Here is a 22,560-nt window from a genome sequence, read left to right on the forward strand (position 1 = left end):
GACGGCCGGAGGCGAGCGAGGGGGTTGCGGTGAGCGGGCGGGAGATCATGGCGGCGGCGGGGGTGCTGTTCCCCGACGAGCGGGGGCGGCTGCTGGTGGTGCGGAACGCGTACCGGGCCAAGCACCCCGTCGCGGTGCCCGGCGGCGGCTGGGAGCCGGCCGACCCCTCGCCCCGGCACACCGCCGTCCGGGAGATCCGCGAGGAGCTGGGCGTCACGCCCGTGCTGCGCGAACTCGCCTGCCTGGACTGGTCGCGGGACCACGACCGGCCGCCGATCGCCGCGTTCCTGTACTGGGCCGACCCGCTGACCCCGGAGCAGCTGGCGGCCGTCCGGCTGGAGCGGGCCGAGCTGGACGCGATGGTCCACCTGCCGTCCGAGCTGCTGCTCTCCGCCGTGCCCCCGCTGCTGTCGCGCCGGATGGGGGCGTGCGTGCTGGCCCCGCGCGCCGCCGCCCCGCTGGAACTCGCCGACGGCCTGCCGGTCGGCCACTCCGCGCTGCACCTGCCGCCGCGCCCGGCCCCCGCGTACCTCGGCGCGACCGCCCTGGAGGGGCTGCTGCCCCCCGGCAGCGGGCGGGACGCACCGCCGCCGCCGCTGGACAAGGCGACCTACTACGCGACCCGCCCGCGGATCCGGGCCAAGGCCCGGACGCTGTTCAGCGACCCGGACGGGCGGGTGCTGCTGGTGCGCCTGGCGCCGTGGCGGGGCGAGTCGCCGTGGGTGCTGCCCGGCGGTTCGATCGAGGCGGACCGGGAGCTGCCCCGGGCGGCGGCCCGCCGCGAGACCCTGGAGGAGCTGGGCTGGCGGCACGAACCGGGCCGTCTGCTGGCCGTCGACTGGGTGGGCGGCCGGACGTCGGGGGCGGGGCGGGCGCCGGAGCCGCCGCACCTGTCGCTGGTGTACGACGGCGGGACGGCGGGCCCCGGGATGCTGGCGGCGGTCCGGGTCCAGGAGGAGGAGATCGCCGAGTGGCGGCTGTTCACCCCGCGGGAGGCCGCGGCGGTGCTGAGCCCGCCGCAGGCCCGGCGGCTGGCGGCCTGCCTGGCGGTGCGCGCCCTGCCGCCGACGGCCGGGCCGGTCGAACTCGTCGACGGCGCGCCCCCGTTGATCGGCCCCTGAGCGGCCCCCCGCACGGCCCCTGGGTGACGCTGCCGGGGCGGCGGTCGGCGGTTCGCGGCGGGTACCGGGGGCCCGGCCGGGTATGAATAGGCAGGTCGGGGCGGTGTCCGCCGGTGCGGCGGGCGGATCGCGGAGATCGGGAAGACCGGGAGGTGCGGGGTGGGGAAGTCGCTCGGGTCCGAGCTGGACGGCCGTGCGGTGCGGGCGCTCGGCGGCGGCAGTCGGCTGCTGCTGCGCCTGGACGGCGAGCTGCTGCTGACGGTCGAGAACGACTTCCGGCTGCGGCACGGCGCGGAGGTCGAGCACTTCTACCCCGCGCTGGGCCTGACCACCTCCGGCGCGCTTGGGCGGCTCGCGGACGCCGTCATCACCGCGACGACCGTCACCCCGGCCGGGGGCCTGGAGCTCGCCTTCGACACCGGCCAGGTCCTCGCCGTCGCCCCCGACCCGGCCCCCGGCGGGCCGGTCCACCCCTGGCAGCTCTCCTCCCCCGCCGGGCTGCTGTGCACCGGCGGCCCGGACGGCTCGTTCGGCCCGTGAGGTCCGCGTCCGCCCTGTGACGCCCGCACTGACGGTGCGTCGCGGGCGGTGTGCCCGGGGTGGGGCCCGATACCCGGGTGCGACGGCCGTTCGAGGCGGGCAACAATGGGCGGATGGAACTGCTGGCACAGGATGTGGACGTCCCAAGTGCGGTGCTGACCAGGGATGTTGAGCCGCTGATCAGAGCGCTGCGGCCCGCCCTGAGCGGCCCCGGTTTCGCCGCGTTCGCGGCCGAAGCGGCGGGCCAGGGGCTGGTGTTCACCGCCGCGTACGACAACTCGCCGACCGGACGCGGCCGTTGCGTGGGCGTGGCGACGCACCGGACGTTGGCGACCAGCCGGGGGCGGGTGCTGTTCGTCGACGACCTGGTGACCGATCCGGCGCTGCGCTCGGGCGGCGTCGGGTCCTGGCTGCTGGCCGAGTTGGCGCGGCGGGCGGCCCTGGCGGGCTGCGCGCGGGTGGAGCTGGACTCCGGGGTGGTCAACCAGGGCGCGCACCGCTTCTACCACGCGCGGCGGATGTCGGTGGTGGCGTTCCACTTCTCGCTGGACGTGTCGTCCGGCCACCGCTGAGCCGGGGAGGGGGAACCCCGGCGGCGGACCTCGCGTCACTAGGATGGCGGCCGGTCGACACGGCTGACCAGCGCGGCTGACCGGCGCGGGTGGGCGGGGAGAAGGGGGCGGGACGTGTTCGGAATCATCAGGCCGTGCAGGCACCGGTTGTCGGAGCGCCTGCACGCGTCGTGGACGGCGCACCTGTGCGGGCTGTGCCTGGCCCTGCGCGACGGTCACGGGCAGTTGGCGCGGACGGCGACCAACTACGACGGCCTGGTCGTCTCCGTCCTGGTCGAGGCGCAGTCGCCGCGGGCGGCGGACCGGCGCACGGCCGGGCCGTGTCCGCTGCGCGGCATGCGCACCGCGCCCGTGGCGACCGGCGAGGGGGCGCGGCTGGCGGCGGCCGTCTCGCTGGCGCTGGCCTCGGTGAAGGTCCGCGACCACGTCCTGGACGGCGACGGCGTCTTCGCCCGCCGGCCCGTGGCGGCCGGTGCCCGGCGGGTGACCAGGCGCTGGGACCGGCAGAGCGCGGGCGGCGGCGCCGCCGTCGGCTTCGACACCGGCGTCCTGCTCGCCGCCGCCGGGCGCCAGGGCGCGGCCGAGTCCGCGGTGACCGCCGGCGGGCCGCTGCTGCTCGCCACCGCGCCGACGGAGGAGGCCACGGCGGCGGCCTTCGCGCACACCGCGGTCCTGGCGGGCCGGCCGGGGAACGCCACCGCGCTCGCCGAGGCGGGCCGGCTGTTCGGGCGGCTGGCGCACCTGCTGGACGCCGCCGAGGACCGCGCGGACGACGAGGCCCGCGGGCTGTGGAACCCGCTCACCGTCTCCGGCACCACCGGGGCCGAGGCCGAGCGGCTGTGCCGGGACGCCGTCCACGGCATCCGACTCGCCCTCCGGGAGGTCGAGTTCACCGACCGGGCGCTCGTCCACCGCCTGCTCGGCCACGAGACCGAGGAGGCCGTGGACCGCGTCTTCGGACGCCGCGCCCACCACCGGGCCTGCGCGAACGCCGCCGCGCGCACCTCCCCGCCCGACACCGACCCCGGCGCCGACCCCGGCGCCCCGTCGGCACCGGAGCACACCCACGACGTCAGGAAGCCGAAGCAGCCCCGCTCGCTGATCCCGGGCTGCGCGGTCTGGCTGACGATGGCCTGCACCTGCCAGTTGCTCTGCTGCGACCACGACGACCCGTTCACCCGCGAGCGGCGCGAGGGGTTCTGCCAGCGGCACGACTGCGACTGCGGCGACTGCTGCGACGCGTGCGACTGCGACTGCTGCGACTGCTGCGGGGGCGACGGGTGTTGCAGCGGGTGCGACTGCGGCTGCGACTGCTGAACCCGGGGCGAGCGCGGTCCACACCGCGCCGGGCCGTCCGGCTGATCGGCAGGCGGGACGGTCCGGCTGCACTCGCTGCCGTTCTGACGCCGAGTCAGCCCACCACCCTTGCGGTGGAGGGGAGTTGACGCCGCCTGGCGGGCTTGTCTGACGGGGTGTCGGCAGGCAACCGTTGCAGGGCTGTTGCACGAGGTGTGAGGCGGGCCACAGCCCGGGCGGAAGGTTCGTGATCGACTCGGCGGATGGCTTGGATGCGGACGGTTCGGGTGGGTGTGGGGGCCGCGGTCGCGGTCGTGGCGATCGGGGCGGCCGCCGGGTGCGGGTCGGTCACGGCGGGCGGGGGCACCGCGGCGGGGTCCGCGGCACCGTCCGCCACGGGCAGCGCGGGCCCCTGCGGGGCGGCCCCGGCGGCGCGGCCGGACGGCTGGACCCGGGACACGGTGCGCGTCCTCGCCGTCAGCGCGGACTGCCTGGAGTACGAGGTGACCAATCCGGGCACCGCGGCCGTCGACGTCGCGGTGTCGTTCGGCTGGTCGGGCACCGAGGCCCGGCTGTCGTCCAACGCGACGGGGACCCGGACGGCGGTGGCGCCGGGGGCGACCGTCCGGGGCACCTTTCCGCTGACCGGGCGTCCCGCCCCGCCGGACCTCCCGGTGGGCGCGGACCCGACCTTCTCGGGCGCCGCGCGGTCCACCCGCTCCCCCGGCCCGTCCGGCGCCGCGGCGCCCGTACCGAAGGTGCGGATCACCCGGGTGCGCAGCGTGCCGACGGCGGAGGCCCCGTCGACCGGCGGCGCCTGCCCCGCCGCCGGAATCCGGGTCTACGCGGACCAGGGCGACGCGGCGATGGGGCTGCGGGTGGTGGGGCTGCACCTGGAGAACTGCGGGACGAAGGACGTCACGCTGAACGGCTACCCGCAGACCCAGCTGTTCGACGAGGCACACGCCCCGCTGGACGGCGTCCAGGTGCTGAAGGGCGGCGCGGCGATCGCGACGAGCGCCGGCGCGGACGCCCCGCCCCGGCGCTTCACCGTCGCACCGGGCGGGAAGGCGCACGCGACGCTGGTGTGGCGCAACACCGACGACGCCTCCTCGGCCCCGGTGAACGCCCCGTACGTGCGGGTGCGGGCCACCCCGGACGCCGCGCCGGTGACGGTGACGCCGGAACTCGACCTGGGCACGACGGGGCGGATCGGCGTCGGCGCCTGGCAGCCGGACGGGTCCTGACGTCCCGCCGCTCGCCCTGTTCGCGGGGAGACGGGCGGCGGGCTCAGCCGGTGCAGACCCAGGCGATCCAGGTTCCGCCGCCGGCGTTGGCGATCGCGGCCTGTTGGGCCTCGGCCCGGGTCTTTCCGTGGCCGCCCCAGTAGTGGCGGGCGGTGGGGTTGTAGGCGACCGCGCCGCAGCCGTCGGAGAACGCCGTGAGGACCTTGCAGTCGGTGCCCGGGCACTCTGACATCGCCCGCTGCTGGGCGGCTTCGGCGGAGGGGTAGTTCCAGGCCCGGCCGGTGCCGCCCTTGCCGTCCACGGCGATCGCGCCGTAGCGGACCGGCGGCGGGGGCGGGCTCGGCGGATCGACGACGGGCGGGTCGATACTGGGCGGGTCGACGACGGGCGGATCGACGTCCACGGGCTCGGTGTCCGGGAGGCTCGGCGGGTCGTAGGAGTGGGTGAGGAGGGGCGGGGCGGGGAGGACGAAGTGGGAGGCGGCGGCGGGTGCCGTGGACGTCGGGCCGGGGGTGGGGCGGTCCGGGTCGCGGTTCTCGGTCGCCACGCCGATCCCCACGACGGCCAGCAGGATCAGGGCGATGACGCCGCCCGCACCGCCGCCGCCACCCCCGCCGCCGCGCCGGGGCGGGTCCGGGCGCGGCGGGTCCGGGCGGGGCCGCCGGGGGTGCGGGGGGAGTTCGCCCGCGCTCCCGTTGACCGGGATCGGGTCAGCCGCCACCTGGGCCCTCCCCGACGGCGACGGGCCGGGCATCCGGAACGGCCGGGGCGGGAGCCGGGGCGGGAGCCGGTGCGGCGGCCGGGGCAGGCGGCGGGGCGGGGGCGTGCGTCGGGCCCGCGTCGTGCAGCGGGGAGAGGTCCGCGAGGGCGGTGACGCCGCCGGGCCCGCAGGTGGGGCAGGTGGGGGCGGCGGTGGCCGTGACGGGGGTGAGGGAGGGGGCGAGCAGGTCGTAGAGGGTGAGGGCGGGCAGCGCGTCCCCGCCGGGGGCGGGCAGGGCGCCGGAGAGGAGTTGCACGGCCCGGGCCACCAGCAGCGAGGCGACCACGCCGTTGAGGAACACCACCGAGGGCGCCGGTTCGCGGGTGCCGTAGCCGTGGGCGATCTCGCGGGTCCGGACCTCCGGCGGCGCGAGGTCGAAGGCGGCCCGGCGGGCGTTGATGGCGCCCTGGCACTCCAGGCACCCCAGCCCGGGCAGGACGGCCTGGACCTGCCCGCCGGCGTGGGTGACCCGGTGCGCGGCGTCGATCCGGGTGCCGCTGCCCGCGTCGAGGTACGGCAGGACGTACTGGACGGCGAGCTGGTTGAGCACCAGCCGGGCGCCGTCGCTGTCCACGCAGCCCAGCAGGAGGTCGGCGGTGCGCACCGGGCCCAGGGCGCGGTCGCTCAGGATCTGGTCGTGCACCGCCTCCACGGTGCTGTCCGGGGCGACGGCGCGCAGCAGGTCGGCGTACACCTCGACCTTCGGGCGGCCGACGTCGGCCTCGGTCGCGCCGAGCAGCCGGTTGAGGTTGGAGCGTTCGACCGTGTCCGGGTCGACCAGGACGAGCCGGCCGAAGCCGAGGTGCGCGCACTCCAGGGCGGTGAAGGAGCCCAGGCCGCCGAGTCCGACGATCGCCACCGTGGTGCGGGCCAGCAGTCGCTGGGTCTCCGGTCCGAGCAGCGGGAGTTGGCGGTCGTGGCGGGAGTCCTCGGCCGGGACGGCGGGGGCCTCCGGGGCGTCCGGGTAGGCGTGGCGGCTGCGCCAGGGGCGTCGGCGGGTGCGGCCGGGCGGTTCGGCCGGGGTGGGCGGGCCCTGCGGCCGGAGCGCGCCGCTCGGGGTGATCCGGGTCAGTGGCGGGCGGCCGTCCCCGGCGCCGACCACCAGGATGCGGCGGACCGGGCGGATGCTCGCGGTGGCCCGGTCGTAGTGGTGGGCGTCGAGGCTGCCGTGGCCGAGCACCATGGTGGCGTGCCGGGCGTTCGCGGGCAGCAGGTCGGCCACCGGGGGCATCTTCGCCCGGTCGCTCGCCCGGTCGATGCCGCTGAACGTGGTCCCCGGGCCGTGGCTGAACGGGTGCGAGTGCGCCTCGATCAGGCTCCAGCCCTCCTCCCGGCAGCGGGAGAGCGCGGCCGCGACGAACTCGGCGGTGGGGGCGACCGCCACCGGCGTCCGGCGCTCCAGGTCGGCCGGCCCGGCGAGCAGCAGCTCGCGGACGGTCAGCCGGACGCCGTTGGGCCCGGACCCGGGGCCGGGTGCGGGGGCGGGGGCGGCCAGGGCGAAGGCGAGCTGCTCGTCCGCGTCGCTGCCGCCGGGGCCGGGGTGGGGGCCGAGCAGGTGCCGGCGGAACAGGTCCCACTGCGGGCCGGGGAAGACGATGTCCAGGTCGTTCACGGCCGCCCTCCGGCGAGTCGCTCGCGGTCGCGGAACACCGCCGCGATCAGGTCCAGGTACGAGAGCAGGTTGTGCCCCTCGCGCAGGCGCAGGCCGCCGGCCGGGTGCCAGGACCTGACGTGGATGCAGAAGTGGCCCCACCCCTTGTCGAGGTACTCCTGGTCGGCCGCGGTGAAGCCGCCCGCGGTGAAGAAGTGCTGGATCGAGCGGCCGTCGGAGGTCCGCAGGTCGCGGTCGGTCCAGAACCACTGCGGGGCGACCGAGGGGTAGCCGGGGTTCCCGTGCGGGACGTCGATCAGGATCTCGACCTCGCGGCGGCTCCAGCCGCCGGGCACCGGGAACTTTCCGATGTGCACCCAACTGGCCTCCTGGCGGTCGTAGTTGACTGCTCGGTAGCGCTGGGCGAGGAGCTGCACCTCGGCCTGTAGGCGGCTCCGGCGGCGCCCGGTGGCGCTCAGGTCGGCGGCCACCTCAGGACCCGTACTCGTAGCGCGGGACGATCGTCACGTCGGTCACGCCGTTCGGCAGCCGGTCGGCGTCCGCCACCCGCTCGATCCTGCCGTTCGGCATGGCCGCCATCACCCAGTCGTCGGTCGCGATGCCGGCCGCCCGCTTGAGCTGCTCCGCGGTCGGGTCGTCGGCGCGCACGTCGACCACCTCGCCGTTGATCACGTAGCGTCCCATGTCCTGCTCCTCCTGCGTGGTTCGTCCGGGCGGCCGGGACGGTCGGTCCGGCCGGGGGCGGGCTCCGCCCGCTCCTCCGGTTCCGGTGAACCCGCCTTGCCGCAGGGGCCGTTGACCGGCCGGCTCGCGCGCCGGCTCCCCGTCGGTTCGGGCACCGCCGACGGTTCCCCCATCATGCGCCGCGGCCCGCTCCCCCGGGCCGGTTCGCGGACCAGCAGCCGGACCACGACCGGGAATCGCCCGGACCACCCCCACCCGGGCCGGGCGGGGGACGGTGCCGGGCCTCAGCCCACGTGGACGCGGGGGCGGCGGGAGCGGTCGGGTTCGGCCTCGCGGAGCACTTCGCGGGTGACGGGGGCGACCTCGCCCTGGCCGAAGAGGAAGAAGCGCAGGAACTGGGCGAAGGGGCTGCCCTCGGTCCATTCGAAGTAGATGTGCGGGAGTTGGCCGGTGGTGTCGCGCACGTGCAGCAGGGTCGCGGCGAGCGCGTTGGGGACGCTGGAGTGTTCGAGGGTGAGGACCCGGTAGCGGCCGTGCAGGACCTCGCCGCGGACGTGCAGTTCGGCCTCGAAGTCGGACGCGTCGCGGACGGTGACCTCGACGAAGACCAGGTCGTCCTCGGCCGGGATGTCGTTGTCGGCGCGGATCTGGTGCACCTTGTCGCGGTACTCGGCGAGGTCGCGGCCGGCCGGCTCGTTGGCGATGAAGCGGATCGTGCGGTGCGCGGTGTCGCGCACGAAGCGTTCCGCGACCTGGTCCAACCGGACGTCGGTGACCCGGAGTTCGAAGGACCGGGCGAGCCGGGAGGCGAGCGAGACCAGCACGATCGCGGCGATGAAGCAGGCGCCGATCTTCACGCCGTCCGGGCGTTCGGCGATGTTGATGCCGGTGGTGTAGAGGAAGACCCCGGCGATGACCGCGAAGCCGACGGTCCAGCCGCGCTGGCGGGCGGCGTGGGTGGCGATGGTGACGGCGATCGCGGCGGAGGTGATCAGCACCAGGACGCCGGTGGCGTACGCGCCGCCCTGCTTGTCGACGTTGGCGTCGAACAGCCAGGTGATCAGGAAGGCGGTCGCGGTGAGCACCAGCACCATCGGGCGCACCGCGCGGGCCCAGTGCGGGGCCATGCCGTAGCGGGGCAGGTAGCGGGGCAGCAGGTTGAGCAGGCCGGCCATCGCGGAGGCGCCGGCGAACCACAGGATGGCGATGGTGGAGAGGTCGTAGACGGAGCCGAACGCGCCGCCGAGGTAGTGGTGGGCGAGGTAGGCGAGGGCACGGCCGTTGGCGGGGCCGCCGGGCTCGAAGTCGTCGGCGGGGATGAGCAGGGTGGTGATGAGGCTGGTGGTGATCAGGAAGCAGCTCATGATGACGGCGGCGGTGGTGAGCAGCTTGCGGGCGCCGCGGACGCGTCCGGTGGGGCGCTCCTCGGTGTCGTCCGGGTCGCCCTCGATGTGCGGCATGACGGCGACGCCGGTCTCGAAGCCGGACAGGCCGAGGGCGAGCTTGGGGAAGACCACCAGGGCGACGCCGATCATCGCGAGCGGGTTGCCGTGCTCCAGGCCGAGGGCGTGCGTCCAGTCGGTGACCACGGACGGGTCGGTGGCCACGTGCCACAGGCCGACGGCGACCACCACCACGTTCAGCGCCAGGTAGACGGCGACCAGGACGACCGCGATGCCGATGGCCTCGCTGAAGCCCTTCAGGAAGACGCCGCCGAGCAGCGCGACCAACAGCAGGGTGATCAGCACCTGGTGGCCGCCCAGCGCGCCGCGCAGGTGCGGGTTCTCGACCAGGTGGGCGGTGGCGTCGGCGGCGGACAGGGTGATGGTGATCACGAAGTCGGTGGCGGCGAAGCCGAGCAGCGCGAGGACGAAGAGCTTGCCCTTCCAGAACGACAGCAGCCGTTCCAGCATGGCGATCGAGCCCTGGCCGTGCGGGCTCTCCTGCGCGACCCGGCGGTAGACCGGCAGCGCGCCGCACAGGGTGACCAGCACCAGCACGAGGGTGGCGACCGGGGAGAGCAGGCCGGCCGCGAGCGCGGCGATGCCGGGCTGGTAGCCGAGGGTGGAGAAGTAGTCCAGGCCGGTCAGGCACATCACCTTCCACCAGCGCCGGCCGTGCTGCTGGTCGGGGGCCTCGGCGTGCGGGCCGGGGTACTGCTTGGCCATGTCGGAGAGGCCGTCGAGCAGCCAGGCGCGCAACCGCTGCCGCGCCGTCCGTCCGTCCGCGGGGGCGGTGTCGACCACTGTGCTGCTCCTGTCCGGGAGGGGGCCGCCCGGGACCGCCGGGTGCTCCGGCCCGCCGGGCGGACTCCCAGGTCAATGTAGGTCACGTCCACCGCCGTCCGGGGCAGGCCGGGGCGTGGCCCGCGCTTCATTGGCCCGAGCGGGCGGCGCCCGAGCGGAGTGCGGTCCCGGGACGCCGCCGGGCCGCCGGGCCGTCGGGGCGGGGCCGGTGGACGGTTCGCCCGGGCGCGGGGGTCCAGGCCGGTCCGTCCGGTCCGTCCGGTCCGGGACCATCGGCCCGGTGCGCGGGACCTCCTGCCCCTGGCCGCGCGCCGAAGCGTTTCGACACGCTGCCAAGGTCGCGGCCGCCCACGGGGGGCGGTCGCGCCGCCGAGGAGAGGAACCCTCGCGCGCCCCGTCCGCACCGCCCGTCCGTGCGCCCGCTGACCCGCCGCCGGTTCGACCGCCGTCAGCAGCCGCACCACCGGCGGGGCGGGGGCGTGCGGCGCGATCCGCTCCGCCGCGGGGTGGGCCGGGCCGGGCGGCGGGCGGCCGCCCTGGCGTGCCGAGCGGTGACGCGTGGCGGGCGACGCGTGACGTGGGCGGTGGGCGGGTGACGTGGGCGGTGGGCGCGGCGAGGTGAAGGGTGCTGTGCGCGGCGGGCGGTTCGAGCACGTCCGGGCGGAAGCTGTCAAGGGCCGGTCAGGACCGTGCCGGGAGCCGGTCGGGTCCCGGCACGGGCGGCGGTCGGGGGCGGGTGGCCCTGTCGGCGGGCGGGGCGGGTTTGGCAGACTGCGGGATGTACGCGGGGTGCAGGGGTCTGCCAGGAGGAGTGCTGCCATGTCCGAGGGTTCGGCGCCGATCAGGGTGTTCCTGCTGGACGACCACGAGGTGGTCCGCCGCGGGGTGCACGACCTGCTGGACTCGGAGCCGGACCTCCAGGTCGTCGGCGAGGCCGGGACGGTCGAGCAGGCGCTGGCCCGGGTGCCGGCGCTGCGTCCGGACGTCGCGGTGCTCGACATGCGGCTGCCGGACGGCGACGGGGTGACGGTCTGCCGGGAGTTGCGTTCACGGATGCCGCAACTCGCCTGCCTGATGCTCACCTCGTTCGACGACGAGGAGGCGCTGCTCGACTCGATCATGGCGGGCGCGGCGGGCTACGTGCTCAAGCAGATCAGCGGCACCGACCTGGTCACCGCGATCCGCACGGTCGCCTCGGGCCGGTCGATGCTGGACTCGGGCGCGGCGACCCGGCTGATGGCCCGGCTGCGCGGCGACACCCCGGCGCCCGCGCCGGAGTTCCCGCACCTGACCGACCGGGAGCGGGAGATCCTGGCGCTGATCGGCGAGGGGCTGACCAACCGCCAGATCGGCGAGCGGGTGTTCCTCGCCGAGAAGACCGTGAAGAACCACATCTCCCGGCTGCTGGCCAAGCTCGGCGTGGAGCGCCGCGTCCAGGCCGCGGTGATCGCCACCCAGACCCTGGCCGCGCAGCCGGGCGGCAGCGGCGAGCGGGGTTTCTGAGCTCCAGGGCCGCCGCGGCGCCCGGGGGGTGACCGGTCGGTCAGTGGACCGCGCCCAGGAAGGCCGGCGCCGCCGAGACGTTGGGCTCCGCCGCGTCCGTGCTGTCCAGCACCAGCCGTTCCGGGCGGCCCGACCGGTCCGCGGCCCGCGCGGGCCGGGGTTCGCGCGGGCCGGGGTTCGAACTCCGCCCGGAGCCACTGCACCGGCGCCCGGGTCGGCTCGGGGAAGTCCGCGATGCCCCGGCTGCGGCCCGCCAGGCGGCGGCGGTGCAGTTCCGGGTCCGGGCACACCGCCTCCGGGAACAGCGCCGACCCGCCGTGCCGGGACGCCGGCGCCCGCCACTGCCCGCGCGCCGCCTCGACGGCGTTGGCCGCGTCGACGATCACGTGCTGCCCCGGCGCCGGCACCCCGTCCGCCACCGCCTCGGCCACCGCGTACGCGGCCAGGCCGGTGGGCTGTTCGGGTCCGGTCCCGGCCCGCCGCATCGCCGCCTCGATCGGGTCCACCGACACCACCGGCGCGGCCGACTTCCGGCCCAGCGCCTCGACCACCGCGCTCTTGCCCGCCCCGGGCAGCCCCGCCACCGCCACCAGCACCCGGCCGTCCCCCTTCCTCCGGGTCCGTCCGACTCCCCGCCGGACGGGACGTACACCGCGCTTTCCAAGCGGAGCAAAGATCACTATGGTCCTGGGGCTGTGACTATGCGTGGATCCGGTGACGATCTGTGGGATGAATTCGTCAGGGAGTTCGAGAAGGACAACGCGGTACGAGAGCCGAGCGCCGCCGAACGGGCCCGGCAGGCGGCCCAGCAGGCGGCCCAGCAGGCGGCCCGGCAGCAATGGCCTCCCCGGCGCCGCTCGCGGCACCGCCTGCTGCTCCTCTCGGCCGCCGCCCTGCTGGCCGCTGCGGGGGCGTGGGCGTACGCACTCGGCCCGCTGCACCCGGAGCCCGCCGCCGCACCCGCGCCGTCCGCCACCTCCGCTCCCGCCGCTGCGTCCGCCGCCACGACCGCCGCTCCGGCCGGTTCGCCTGCCGCCACGACCGCCGCTCCGGCCGGTTCGTCCGGCGGGCCCGGTGCGGCGATCCCGCTGTCGGTCTTCCCGAAGCAGGTGCAGGGGTACAGCCTGGTCGCGGACGTGGCGAACCCGGACTGCACCGGGCCGGACACCGTGGCCCCCACCCTGGCCGGGCTGATCACGCAGAGCCACGGCTGCCTCGGCGTCGACCTGGCGCTGTACCGGGACGCCGACGGCAACCAGTACGACCTGGCGCTGTTCACCATGAAGGACCCGGCCGACATCCCGCACCTGCTGATGCTGCTGGGCACCGACGCCGAGAACTACCAGGTCGCGGTCCAACTCCCGCCCGAGGGCTCGGGTCTGCGCGCGCTCCCGGCCGACAGCGGGCTGGTGCAGGACTTCTCGGCCTACGGGCGCGGCATGCTGGTCGGCATGGCCCAGTGGTCCGACGGCCGCACCGCGGACTTCGGCCGGCTGTCGGAGCGGCTCGCCCCGCTGACCAGGGCCGTCATCGGCAACGTCCCGGCCTGACACCCGTACGAGCCGTCCCTGCTCACCCGGCGGCGGGCGCGGGCCCTCCGGCGGCCGGAGTGCCCTGGTCCGCGCCCGGGCCGAGCGCGTGGAAGCGGACGGTGTCGCTGCGCCGGTCGAACCACAGGGCGGCCCGGTGGCCGTTGCCGCTGCGGTCGAGGTCGTCCGAGCGGTTCCACTCGGGGTCCTCGGGCCCCTGGCCCTTGAGCGGTGCGGTGAACCAGGAGGTGGCGGAGACGTCCGCCTCGGCCGGGCCGCCGGGGACGAAGGGGTGGGCCGCCGTCAGTTCGCCGAGCCGGCCGGGGGCGAGCCGGGCCAGGCCGACGATCACCAGGTCCGGCGAGGGCAGGCCGCGGTCGTCGTGGTCCCGGCTGCTCGTCCACCTGGCGTCGGTGAGCGGGCCGAGCGCCGGGAACACCCGCTCCAGCGCCGCGTGGTCGGTGTGCCACCCGCCACCGCCACCACCACCACTGCCGCCACCGCCGTTCGCGCCGTCACCGCTGCCGCCACCGCCGCCCACCGCCCGGCGCAGCACCCACCAGGCGGGCAGGACCGCCGCGGCCGCCCCGGTCCCGATCAGTCTCCGTCGCTCCACCACGTTCCTCCCGCTCCGCCGTCAGCCCAACGGGAGGGCGTAGACGGGTTCCTGGCCGAAGGCGGTGAAACCGGTCCTCCGCAGGATCGGCCCGGAGGTGGCCGGGTTGCTCTTGACCAGGGCCATCGTCGCGCCGTTCGCCGCCGCGTAGTCGAGCCGGGCGGCCAGCACCGCCCGGTACACCCCGCGGCCCCGCCGGGCCGGGACGACCACGCCGCCGGTCAGCCGGGCGACGCCGTCCACGACCGCCACGCCGCCCGTTCCGACCGGCTCGCCGTCCAGGTAGGCGACGAGCGTGCCGCCCCGGCCCGCCGGGGTGGCCTTGGCGTTCCTGGCCGCGGTGCGCTCCAGCCGGGTGGCGGGCGGGAGTTCGCCGCCGAAGCCGGTGACCTCGACGGCGGCTCCGTCCCGTACCGTCACGAAGTCGGTGGCCCAGCGCAGTTCCACCGGTACGGTCGGCGGCCGGAGCGCCGGTGCGCCGTCGGCCAGGTCCGCGGCCAGGATCTCCAGGCCGAGCTTCACCCGCCCGCCGCGCGCGGCCAGTTCGTCGCGCAGGCCGGGCGGGTCGCCGATCAGCACCTGCCAGTCGAGCACCGGCGGGCCGAGCGTCCGGGCCCGTGCCAGCACGGCGTCCACGGCCGGGGCCAGCGGTCCGGCGGGGGTGAAGGAGACCACCGACAGGTCGAACCCGTAGTAGTCGGGCAGCCGCAGGATCGTGTACCCGGCGTCCTCGACGACCTCGGCGTCGTCCGGCATCCACACCCAGGCCGCCCCCGCCGCGGCGACCGCTTCGGTCGAAAGGCTCATCCGCCCAACCTAGACGCCCCGGTCGCCGGGCCCGGAGGGGCTCCGGCAGGCTGTTGCAGAACCATGACGGTCTTCGTCCCGCGCCCGTCCCGCCCGTTCCCGCCCGGTGAACGGCCGACGTACGCCCGGCAGGTGCGCGTAGTACAGTCCGCCCAGCCGATCATCGGGGAGGGGAACGGGTGCGGGGGCGGGCGGACGGACGGACGGGTCCGCGGACGGATGCCGGCGTGGCGTCGCCGGCGGATCGCCTGGTGGCTCAGGGGGGTGGCGCTGCTGGCCGTGCTGGTTCACCTGCCGGGTCGGCACGCCGCCCGCTCGGGCGGGCTGGTGAAGGTCGAGCAGTTGCCCGACCGTCCGGTGCTGCTGGTCGGGGCGGCGATCGTGCTGGGCGCGGTCTCGGTGGTGGTCGAGTGCGAGTTCCGCAGCGCGTTCTCGCAGATCGGCTTCGCCGCCGTCCTGGTGGGGACGATCGCCGCCGGGGCGCCGTTCGTGCTGCTGTCCGCGATGGCGGCCGGCGACGAGCCGTCCGTGGTCCGGTCGGTGCACCCCGACCACCCGGACCGGGTGCTGACCGTGACCGACGTCGCCTTCTCCATCGATCCGGTCCACCAGTTGGAGTTGGTGGTCGGCGGCGGCTGGTCCGCCCGCCACCGGGTCCTGGGCACGTGGGGCGAGGGCAACGGGCCCGGCTCCCACCAGGGCGCGAAGTGGTACGGCCCGGACCGGATCGTGGTGAGCTCGGAGGCCGGGGTCACCTCGATCGACCTGGCCCCCGTCAGCGGCCGTCCGGGCACCCCGCACACCACCGCGCGCTGACCCGGGCGGCGGCTGCCGGAGGCCGTCGGACGGGCGGTGCGGGGAGAAGGACGAACTTTTTCGGTTCCCGTGTCGATCCGCGCCCGCGCCGTTCGACCTTGGGGTAGAGAGGGTCGGGACACGGCCCCGAGAACGAGGAGAGCGGCGATGGCGAAGTACATGCTGATCATGCGGGCGACGGACGAGACGCTCGCGAAGATGATGGAGACGCCCTTCGAGGAGATGCTCGAAACGGTGGGGCGCTTCAACGAGGAGCTGATCCGGGCGGGCGTGCTGGTCGCCGCCGAGGGCCTGGACGATGCGTCGCAGGGCGCGGTGGTCGACTTCGACGGCGAGGTGCCGGTGGTCACGGACGGGCCGTACGGGGAGACGAAGGAGCTGTTCGGCGGGTTCTACCTGATCGACGTCGCCTCGAAGGAGGAGGCCGTGGAGTGGGCGAAGCGGCTGCCGGCGATGCCGGGGTCGAAGTGCGAGGTGCGGCGGGTGCCGGGCATCGAGGAGTTCCCGCAGGACAACGAGTGGATCGTCAAGGAGCGGGCGTGGCGCGAGCGGACCGGTCAGCTCTGATGCCGCTCACTGACGACGGCCCGCCGGTCACCGAGGCGGCGCGGCGGGCCGTCGCGGCGGTCTGGCGGATCGAGTCCGCCCGGGTGGTCGGCGCGCTGGCGCGCTGGACCGGGGACTTCGCGCTGGCCGAGGACGTCGCGCAGGAGGCGCTGGCGGAGGCGCTGGTCCGCTGGTCGCGCGACGGCGCGCCCGCCGAACCGGTGGGCTGGCTGCTGACCACCGCCCGGCGGCGGGCGGTGGACGCCTTCCGCCGCCGCTCGGCGCTGGACGAGCGGTACGCGCTGCTGGCGGGCCCGCTCGCCGAGGGCGAGGCGCACGCGGGCGCGGCGCCCGGCGGCGGGCGGCCGGACGACCTGCCGTGGGACCCGGACCGGATCGACGACGACGTGCTGGCGCTGGTGTTCACCGCCTGCCACCCGGTGCTCTCGCCCGAGGCCCGGGTGGCGCTGACGCTGCGCGTGGTGAGCGGCCTGTCCAGCGAGGAGATCGCCCGGGCGTTCCTGGTGCCGGTGCCCACCGTGCAGGCCCGGATCACCCGGGCGAAGAAGACCATCGCCGCGGCCCGCGTCCCGTTCGAGCTGCCGCCCGCCGAGGAGCGGCGGGCCCGGCTGGGCGCGGTGCTGAGCGTGCTGTACGTGGTGTTCACGGAGGGGTCGACCGCGACGGCGGGCGCGGACCTGCTCCGCCCGGACCTCGCGTACGAGGCGCTCCGGCTGGCCCGGACGCTGGCCGCCCTGCTGCCGGACGAGGGCGAACCGTACGGCCTGCTGGCGCTGTTCGAGCTGACGGCGGCGCGCTTCCCGGCCCGCACCGGGCCGGACGGGGAGGCGGTGCTGCTGGAGGACCAGGACCGCGGGCGCTGGGACCGCTCCGCGATCCGGCGCGGGGTGGCGGCGCTCGGCCGGGCCGCGTCGACCGGGCGCGGCCTGGGGCCGTACGGGTTGCAGGCGTCGATCGCCGCCTGCCACGCGGTGGCGCCCTCGGTGGCGGAGACCGACTGGGAGCGGATCGTGCTGCTCTACGAGGCGCTCGGCCGGATCGCCCCGTCGCCGGTGGTCGAGCTGAACCGGGCGGTCGCGGTCGCGATGGCGAGCGGCCCGGCCGAGGCGCTGGCCCTCGTCGACGACCTGCTCGCCACCGGCCGGCTGCCCGGCTCCCACCTGCTGCCGAGCGTGCGCGGCGAACTGCTCTCCCGCCTGGGCCGCACCGCCGAGGCCCGCGCCGAACTCGAACTCGCCGCCCGGCGCTGCGGCAACGCCCGCGAACGGGCCGTCCTGCTGCGCAAGGCGGCGGCGCTGGGCTGACGGCGGGCCCGGTGCCCGAGACCTGACGGGTCGTCAGTGGCCCAGTGGGACGGTCCAGTTGAGGACGGTTCCACCGGCGGGCGGGGCGGTGACGGCGAGGGAGCCGCCGAGGGTGCGGGCGCGCTCCTCCAGGTTGCGCAGGCCGCTGCGGCGGCCCTGGGCGGGGATGCCGACGCCGTCGTCCTGGACGGTCAGCGCGACCTGGCCGCCGGCCGCCTGGAGAGTGACCTCGACCCGGCCGGCCCGGGAGTGCCGGGCGGCGTTGCTGAGCGCCTCGCCGAGGACGGCGACCAGGTGGTCGGCGACGGCGGGCGGCACGTCGGTGTCGAGCAGGCCCTCCATGCTCAGCCGGGGCGCGAAGCCGAGGGCGGCCTGCGCCTCCTCGACCACGTGCACGGCCCGGGCCCGCAGGCCCTGCCCGGCGCCGGCCTCGCGCACCCGCAGCCCGAAGATCGTCGAACGGATGATCTTGATGGTCTCGTCCAGGTCGCCGACCGCCCGCAGGACCCGGTCGGCCGCGCCGGGGTGGTCGATGAACCGGGACGCGCTCTGCAGCGTCATGCCGGTGGCGAACAGCCGCTGGATGGCCAGGTCGTGCAGGTCGCGGGCGATCCGGTCGCGGTCCTCCAGGACGGCCAACTGCTCGGCGTCGCGGCGCCGTTCGGCCAGTTCCAGGGCGAGCGCGGCCTGGTCGGCGAAGCCCAGCAGCGGGTCGGTCTCGCGCTCGGTGAACTCCGGCTCGCCACTGCCGCGCACCAGCAGCAGCACCCCCTCGGTGTGGCCCTCGGCCCGCCCCAGCGGCACCGCGACGGCCGGGCCCATGCCCTCGAAGCGCGGCACGCAGCCGGGGTAGCGCGGGTCCTGCGCCAGGTCGGGCGAGGTGACCGGGAAGCCGGTCGCGCAGGCCGCGCCGGAGATCGTGCCGTCCAGCGCCACCGCCACCCCGACCCGCCCGTTGACGTCCCCGCCGAGGGCCAGTTCGACCCGCAGGCCGCTGTCGTCGGGCAGCGCGGTCAACACCTCGGCCAGTTTCGCGCCGGAGATGTCGCAGGCCCGCTGGGCGATCAGCTCCACCACCTGGGTGCGCGAACTCCCGGACAGCAGACGGCGGTTGATCTCGGCGGTAGCGGTCAGCCAGCGCTGCCGGCGCTGCGCCTCCTCGTACAGGCGGGCGTTGTCGATGGCCACGCCCGCGGCGACCGCGAGGGTGGCGATCACCGACTCGTCGTCGTCGTCGAACCCGGCCGCGCCGCGCTTGTCGGTCAGGTAGATGTTGCCGAACACCTCGTCGCGCACCCGCACCGGCAGGCCCAGGAAGGTCCGCATCTCGGGGTGGTGGGCGGGGCAGCCGGTGGACGCCGGGTGCTCCGTGAGGTTCTCCAGGCGCAGCGGCTGCGGGTGCCGGATCAGCTCGCCGAGCAGGCCCTTGCCGGTCGGGTAGGGGCCGATCCGGGCGATCTCCTCCTCGTCCAGGCCGACGGTCAGGAACTGCGAGAGGGTGTCGCCGTCGGGGCCGATGATGCCGAGCGCCGCGTACTTGGCGTCGGCGAGGACGGCCGCCGCCTCCACGATCCGGCGCAGCACCTGGGTGAGTTCCAGCTCCCGGCCGACCGACAGGACGGCCTCCAGCAGGCTATGCACCCGGTCCCGGGTGCCCCGGGCCACGTCGATCCGGGCCTGCAGCTCGGCCAGCAGCTCGTCCAGCCTCAGCTGCGGCATCCGCGACCGCGGTCCCTCCTCGCGCACCGCGTTCCTCCCTCGTCCGTGGCTCCGCCGCGCACCGATTCTCGCAGACGCCCGGGGGCGGGTGGACCGACGGGGTGCGGATGCGGTAGGCGCTCCGCGCGCCGGGAACCGGCAGGTCACGACGGGAACGGGCGGGCCGGGCAACGGTTTCGGCGGGACGGGCGGCGGTCTCGGCGGTGGGGGCGGCTCAGCGTCCGGCGGGGCGGGCGGCTCAGCGTCCGGCGGTGCGCAGCACGAGCGCGGCGAGCGCCTCGGGGGCGCCGGCCTGGTGGCGGACGCCGGGGAAGGCGTTGACGTCGACGGCGACCGGGCCGTCCGGGCCCGGCAGCAGGTCGACGCCGTACACCTGGAGCCCGAACGCCTCCCCGGCGGCCAGGGCGACGGCGCGCTCGCCCGGGTCGGGCGTCCAGGGGCGGCGCTCCGGCCCGCCGGGCTCCAGCTCGGAGCGGCGCAGCTCGGCGAAGACCTGCCCGCCGACCACCCACAGCTTGCGGTCCCAGCCGTCGCCGGACACCGGCCGCTGGAGCAGCACCGGCTCCCCCGGCCACCGCTCGGCGAGCGCGCGCCACTGCGCGGGGGTGTCGGCCCGGGCCACCAGGTCCTCCTTGCGGCTGTGCCGGCTCTTCACCACCACCGGTCCGGGCCAGGCGAGTTCGGCGATGACGCCGCCGCCGAGGGTGGCGGCGAACGGCAGTCCGGCGGCCCGGGCGGTGCGCTCCATCCAGGCGCGGTCCTGGCAACGGGCGGTGACGGCGGCCGAGTTGAGCACGGGTGTGCCCGCCCGCTCGTACCGCTCGGCCCGCCGCAGCGCGTGCGGGTCGCGCGCCTTGAGCAGCACCACGTCCGCCGGTTCGTCCTGACCGACCGCCACGTGCCCTTCTCGCCGGAGCAGTTGAAGGGCCCCGGCGAGCAGCGGGTGGTCTGGTTCGCGGGCGATCAGGGCGATCCGCAGCGGTCGGGGCGTCGGGGCCGGCCGGGACGGTCGGGGCGGCCGGGGCGGCGTCACCGGGCGGCCCGGGCCTCGGGAACCCCGGCGTCGGTGAGCAGCGGGCCCGCGCCGGGGGTGGGCCAGGAGGAGCCGGTGCGGGCCAGCCGGACCACGGCGTCGGCCACCCGCTCGACGGCGTCCGGGACTTGGCGGAAGCTCGGGAAGTCGTTGATGTCGACGACCACCGGGCCGTCCGGGCCGATCAGCACGTCCAGCCCGTACAGGTCGAGGCCGAACACCTCGCCGACCTGCGCGGCGAGCGCGGCGACCTCGCGCGGCAGCGGGACGGGCCGCTCCACGGCGGGGCGGTTCGGGTGCAGCGGCGAGGTGCGCCGGGTGGCGAACAGCTCGCCGCCCGCGCAGTACACCTTCAGGTCGCAGCCGTCGTTGCGGACGTACGGCTGGGCGATCAGCAGTCCGCCGTCCGCGGGCGCGGCCAACTCGGCCAGCTGCTCGGGCCGTTCGACCAGGTGGACGGCGCGCCCCGAGGACCCGTCGGCGGGCTTGACGACCAGCGGGTAGCGGCGGGCGTCGATCGCGGCGAACGCGGCCGGGTCGGCGGCGGCCCAGGTCCGCGGCATCGGCAGGCCGTGCAGCGCTGCGACCACGGCGGCCTGCGCCTTGTCGCGGACCGGACGGATCGCCCGGGCGTCGTTGACGGTGGTCAGACCGGCCGCGGCGGCGGACTCCAGCAGCCCCAGACCCGGGCCGCCGGAGACGGTCTTGAGCACCCACGCGTCGTGCTCGCCCGCGCGCACCAGCTCGGCGAGGTCGAGCAGGTCGGCGCCCGGACGCAGCACGTCCACCCGGTGGCCGGTGGCCCGCAGGTGCTCGACCACGGCCAGCGGCATCCCGTCGTTGCGGTAGTGCTCCTCGACCAGGAAGCAGAACCTCATGCGCCCCACCCCATTCCCACTGTTCCCACTGTTCCCCTCCGCCCCCGTCGGACTCCCCCGGGGCGAATCGCGTCCGCCCACCCTGCCATGGATCATCCGCCGCATTTCACCCAGGGTGTCCGGGAACGGATACAGCCGCGTCACAGCCGCCCCGACGAGGGCTGGAACCGACTTCCCTGGGCATGACGTTCACATGACGCACCCTTGGCAGACCCTTTGAGGAGGACCGCGTGTCCCCGCAGCTGCGCCCGCACGCCCGGCACGACCTGACCGGCCGTCCCGCCCCGGCCCGACTGGCCTACCCGGCGGACGACGTCCTGGTGGTCTCCGGGCTGCCCGGCAGCGGCAAGAGCACCCTGATGCGGCGCTGCGCCCGCGCCCGGGTGATCGACTCCCAGCACACCCGGGCCCGGTTCGCCCGCGCCCTGCCCGGCGTCCCGTACGCGCTCTACCGGCCGCTGGTCCGGCTCGCCCACTACCTGCGGCTGCGCGCGGCGATACGGGCCGGCGGCCCGCTGGTCGTCCACGACTGCGGCACCCTGCCCTGGGTGCGCCGCGCCCTGGCCCGCACCGCCGCCCGGCAGGGCCGCCGCCTGCACCTGCTGCTGCTCGACGCCAGCCCCGCGCAGGCCGCCGACGGACAGCGCCGCCGCGGCCGCCGGGTCTCCCGCTACGCCTTCGCCCGCCACCGCCGCGCCGCCGCCGCACTGCGCACCCTGGTCACCGCCGACGGCCCGCTGCCCCCCGGCGTGGCCTCCGCCGTCCTGCTGCCCCGCGCGTCCGCCGCCCACCTCACCACCATCGAGTTCACCCCCGCCCCCGCCCCCACCCCGGCCCCGCAACACCTCCTCCCGGCACCCCGCACCGCCCCGGCCGCGCCCATGGCCGTCCCGGCCAACGGCTGAGGGCACCTGACGGCCCGTCGACAGGTCGAGGCCACCGGCCGACCACCCCTCGCCGCCGGACAGACCACCGACCACCCCGACGAGCCACGCCCGACCCCTGGCTGAGGCCACCAATCGACCCAGCTCCGCCACCTGACGGCCCGCCGAACGGCCACGACCCGGCCCGGCCCGGCCCGGCCTGCCGACGGGCTGAGACCACCGGCCAACCCGCACGCGCGACCTGACAGACCACCGACCGTTCCCCGCCACCACTGCCCCGACCACCGGCAGGCCCGGTTCCGCCACCTGACGGCTTGCACCGGTCGAATCGTTCACGCACCCGCACCACCCGGCGGCCCGCCGAGCACCCACGGCCCGGCCGGGTCCCGCCTGCTGACGGGCAGAAGCCACCGGCCAACCCGCACGCGCGACCTGACAGACCACCGACCGTTCCCCGCCACCACCGCCCCGACCACCAGCAGGCCCGGTTCCGCCCCCGACGGCTCGCACCGGTCGAGTCGTTCATCCACCCGCACCACCCCGCGGCCCGCCGGGCACCCACGGCCCGGCCGGGTCCCGCCTGCCGACGGGCAGAAGCCACCGGCCAACCCGCACGCGCGACCTGACAGACCACCGACCGTTCCTCGCCACCACTGCCCCGACCACCGGCTCAGACCACCAGCAAACCTGCCCGCGCCGCCGAACGGACCGCCGAACGGCCACGGCCCGGCACGGCCCGCCGACAGGCTGAGGCCACCGGCCTGAGCGATCTGAGCGACCTGACAGACCGCCGACCACCCCCGGCCCGACCACTAGCAGGCCCGGT

The 22,560-nt window shown here is 76.4% G+C and carries 21 protein-coding genes and 1 pseudogene; 11 read left to right on the forward strand and 11 right to left on the reverse strand.

The genetic code is table 11. The annotated features are described in order from the left end of the window. The first annotated feature begins 29 nt into the window (after positions 1-29). From ACIQVD_RS13380 to ACIQVD_RS13400, 5 genes are all read left to right on the forward strand, one after another. Positions 30-1,121 carry an NUDIX hydrolase gene (locus tag ACIQVD_RS13380; protein ID WP_402288725.1) on the forward strand — a complete coding sequence of 364 codons (1,092 nt, stop codon included), beginning with the start codon at positions 30-32 and terminating at the stop codon, positions 1,119-1,121. Between the two features lie 159 nt (positions 1,122-1,280). Next, a complete protein-coding gene (locus tag ACIQVD_RS13385) occupies positions 1,281-1,661 on the forward strand; it encodes a DUF6188 family protein (RefSeq protein ID WP_100834969.1) in 381 nt (126 codons plus the stop codon). A gap of 113 nt (positions 1,662-1,774) precedes the next feature. Then, positions 1,775-2,233, forward strand: a complete 459-nt coding sequence (locus ACIQVD_RS13390; RefSeq protein ID WP_400685692.1) for a GNAT family N-acetyltransferase — start codon at positions 1,775-1,777, stop codon at positions 2,231-2,233. Positions 2,234-2,347: 114 nt separating this feature from the next. After that, positions 2,348-3,550 carry a DUF5685 family protein gene (locus tag ACIQVD_RS13395; protein ID WP_402288728.1) on the forward strand — a complete coding sequence of 401 codons (1,203 nt, stop codon included), beginning with the start codon at positions 2,348-2,350 and terminating at the stop codon, positions 3,548-3,550. A 440-nt stretch (positions 3,551-3,990) separates the two neighbouring features. After that, the gene (locus ACIQVD_RS13400) at positions 3,991-4,776 is read left to right on the forward strand and encodes a DUF4232 domain-containing protein (RefSeq protein WP_402288731.1); all 786 of its coding nucleotides are present in this window, start codon (positions 3,991-3,993) and stop codon (positions 4,774-4,776) included. Positions 4,777-4,819: 43 nt separating this feature from the next. Here the strand turns inward: ACIQVD_RS13400 and ACIQVD_RS13405 are convergent, their stop codons facing one another. From ACIQVD_RS13405 to ACIQVD_RS13425, 5 genes are all read right to left on the reverse strand, one after another. Continuing rightward, on the reverse strand, positions 4,820-5,497 hold the full coding sequence (locus ACIQVD_RS13405) for a DUF4189 domain-containing protein (protein WP_402288734.1): 678 nt from the start codon (positions 5,495-5,497) through the stop codon (positions 4,820-4,822). Then, a complete protein-coding gene (locus ACIQVD_RS13410) occupies positions 5,487-7,148 on the reverse strand; it encodes a HesA/MoeB/ThiF family protein (protein ID WP_402288736.1) in 1,662 nt (553 codons plus the stop codon). Before ACIQVD_RS13410 ends, ACIQVD_RS13405 begins: the two co-directional genes overlap by 11 nt. Next, on the reverse strand, positions 7,145-7,618 hold the full coding sequence (locus ACIQVD_RS13415; RefSeq protein ID WP_400685707.1) for an E2/UBC family protein: 474 nt from the start codon (positions 7,616-7,618) through the stop codon (positions 7,145-7,147). Before ACIQVD_RS13415 ends, ACIQVD_RS13410 begins: the two co-directional genes overlap by 4 nt. A gap of 1 nt (position 7,619) precedes the next feature. Then, complete coding sequence (locus ACIQVD_RS13420) at positions 7,620-7,832, reverse strand: hypothetical protein (RefSeq protein WP_400685710.1); 213 nt, start codon at positions 7,830-7,832, stop codon at positions 7,620-7,622. A 284-nt stretch (positions 7,833-8,116) separates the two neighbouring features. Continuing rightward, positions 8,117-10,078: an amino acid transporter gene (locus tag ACIQVD_RS13425; RefSeq protein ID WP_402288739.1), complete on the reverse strand. Its 1,962-nt coding sequence runs from the start codon at positions 10,076-10,078 to the stop codon at positions 8,117-8,119. Between the two features lie 819 nt (positions 10,079-10,897). Between ACIQVD_RS13425 and ACIQVD_RS13430 the strand changes: the two genes are divergently transcribed. After that, complete coding sequence (locus tag ACIQVD_RS13430) at positions 10,898-11,581, forward strand: response regulator (RefSeq protein WP_400685716.1); 684 nt, start codon at positions 10,898-10,900, stop codon at positions 11,579-11,581. A 233-nt stretch (positions 11,582-11,814) separates the two neighbouring features. On the opposite strand, the pseudogene ACIQVD_RS13435 reads toward ACIQVD_RS13430, so the two are convergent. Continuing rightward, positions 11,815-12,261: pseudogene (locus tag ACIQVD_RS13435) on the reverse strand (AAA family ATPase); the annotation flags it as partial. Between the two features lie 15 nt (positions 12,262-12,276). On the opposite strand from ACIQVD_RS13435, the gene ACIQVD_RS13440 reads away from it, so the two are divergent. After that, complete coding sequence (locus ACIQVD_RS13440) at positions 12,277-13,131, forward strand: hypothetical protein (RefSeq protein ID WP_402288741.1); 855 nt, start codon at positions 12,277-12,279, stop codon at positions 13,129-13,131. Between the two features lie 22 nt (positions 13,132-13,153). Here the strand turns inward: ACIQVD_RS13440 and ACIQVD_RS13445 are convergent, their stop codons facing one another. Then, positions 13,154-13,726, reverse strand: coding sequence for a hypothetical protein (locus ACIQVD_RS13445; RefSeq protein WP_402288744.1), 573 nt, complete (start codon positions 13,724-13,726; stop codon positions 13,154-13,156). 21 nt (positions 13,727-13,747) lie between these two features. Next, entirely contained in the window at positions 13,748-14,533 is a 786-nt protein-coding gene (locus ACIQVD_RS13450; protein ID WP_402288746.1) for a GNAT family N-acetyltransferase, read from the reverse strand. 219 nt (positions 14,534-14,752) lie between these two features. On the opposite strand from ACIQVD_RS13450, the gene ACIQVD_RS13455 reads away from it, so the two are divergent. The 3 genes from ACIQVD_RS13455 (at position 14,753) to ACIQVD_RS13465 (ending at position 17,220) form a co-directional block, all read left to right on the forward strand. Beyond that, entirely contained in the window at positions 14,753-15,349 is a 597-nt protein-coding gene (locus tag ACIQVD_RS13455) for a hypothetical protein (protein WP_402288748.1), read from the forward strand. Between the two features lie 147 nt (positions 15,350-15,496). Further along, positions 15,497-15,916, forward strand: a complete 420-nt coding sequence (locus ACIQVD_RS13460; protein WP_400685733.1) for a YciI family protein — start codon at positions 15,497-15,499, stop codon at positions 15,914-15,916. Then, the gene (locus tag ACIQVD_RS13465) at positions 15,916-17,220 is read left to right on the forward strand and encodes an RNA polymerase sigma factor (RefSeq protein ID WP_402288750.1); all 1,305 of its coding nucleotides are present in this window, start codon (positions 15,916-15,918) and stop codon (positions 17,218-17,220) included. Before ACIQVD_RS13460 ends, ACIQVD_RS13465 begins: the two co-directional genes overlap by 1 nt. A gap of 33 nt (positions 17,221-17,253) precedes the next feature. Here ACIQVD_RS13465 and ACIQVD_RS13470 read toward each other — a convergent pair whose 3' ends face one another. The 3 genes from ACIQVD_RS13470 to ACIQVD_RS13480 form a co-directional block, all read right to left on the reverse strand. Further along, a complete protein-coding gene (locus tag ACIQVD_RS13470; RefSeq protein WP_402288753.1) occupies positions 17,254-18,939 on the reverse strand; it encodes a GAF domain-containing protein in 1,686 nt (561 codons plus the stop codon). A gap of 238 nt (positions 18,940-19,177) precedes the next feature. Next, positions 19,178-19,837 carry a RimK family alpha-L-glutamate ligase gene (locus ACIQVD_RS13475; RefSeq protein WP_402288755.1) on the reverse strand — a complete coding sequence of 220 codons (660 nt, stop codon included), beginning with the start codon at positions 19,835-19,837 and terminating at the stop codon, positions 19,178-19,180. Positions 19,838-19,968: 131 nt separating this feature from the next. Beyond that, positions 19,969-20,850, reverse strand: a complete 882-nt coding sequence (locus ACIQVD_RS13480) for a RimK family alpha-L-glutamate ligase (protein WP_100834979.1) — start codon at positions 20,848-20,850, stop codon at positions 19,969-19,971. A 230-nt stretch (positions 20,851-21,080) separates the two neighbouring features. On the opposite strand from ACIQVD_RS13480, the gene ACIQVD_RS13485 reads away from it, so the two are divergent. Continuing rightward, positions 21,081-21,755, forward strand: coding sequence for an AAA family ATPase (locus tag ACIQVD_RS13485; RefSeq protein ID WP_402288757.1), 675 nt, complete (start codon positions 21,081-21,083; stop codon positions 21,753-21,755). Positions 21,756-22,560 lie beyond the last annotated feature (805 nt).

The sequence above is a fragment of the Kitasatospora sp. NPDC090308 genome, assembly GCF_044769485.1.
In the GTDB taxonomy this organism is placed as follows: Bacteria; Actinomycetota; Actinomycetes; order Streptomycetales; family Streptomycetaceae; genus Kitasatospora; species Kitasatospora fiedleri.

What these genes read in the sequence shown, in the direction of transcription:
- ACIQVD_RS13470 (WP_402288753.1), bottom strand. Translation starts at nt 18,939, where the DNA reads ATGCCGCAGCTGAGGCTGGACGAGCTGCTGGCCGAGCTGCAGGCCCGG.
- ACIQVD_RS13460 (WP_400685733.1), top strand. Translation starts at nt 15,497, where the DNA reads ATGGCGAAGTACATGCTGATCATGCGGGCGACGGACGAGACGCTCGCG.
- ACIQVD_RS13480 (WP_100834979.1), bottom strand. Translation starts at nt 20,850, where the DNA reads ATGAGGTTCTGCTTCCTGGTCGAGGAGCACTACCGCAACGACGGGATG.
- ACIQVD_RS13465 (WP_402288750.1), top strand. Translation starts at nt 15,916, where the DNA reads ATGCCGCTCACTGACGACGGCCCGCCGGTCACCGAGGCGGCGCGGCGG.
- ACIQVD_RS13420 (WP_400685710.1), bottom strand. Translation starts at nt 7,832, where the DNA reads ATGGGACGCTACGTGATCAACGGCGAGGTGGTCGACGTGCGCGCCGAC.
- ACIQVD_RS13390 (WP_400685692.1), top strand. Translation starts at nt 1,775, where the DNA reads ATGGAACTGCTGGCACAGGATGTGGACGTCCCAAGTGCGGTGCTGACC.
- ACIQVD_RS13430 (WP_400685716.1), top strand. Translation starts at nt 10,898, where the DNA reads ATGTCCGAGGGTTCGGCGCCGATCAGGGTGTTCCTGCTGGACGACCAC.
- ACIQVD_RS13450 (WP_402288746.1), bottom strand. Translation starts at nt 14,533, where the DNA reads ATGAGCCTTTCGACCGAAGCGGTCGCCGCGGCGGGGGCGGCCTGGGTG.
- ACIQVD_RS13455 (WP_402288748.1), top strand. Translation starts at nt 14,753, where the DNA reads ATGCCGGCGTGGCGTCGCCGGCGGATCGCCTGGTGGCTCAGGGGGGTG.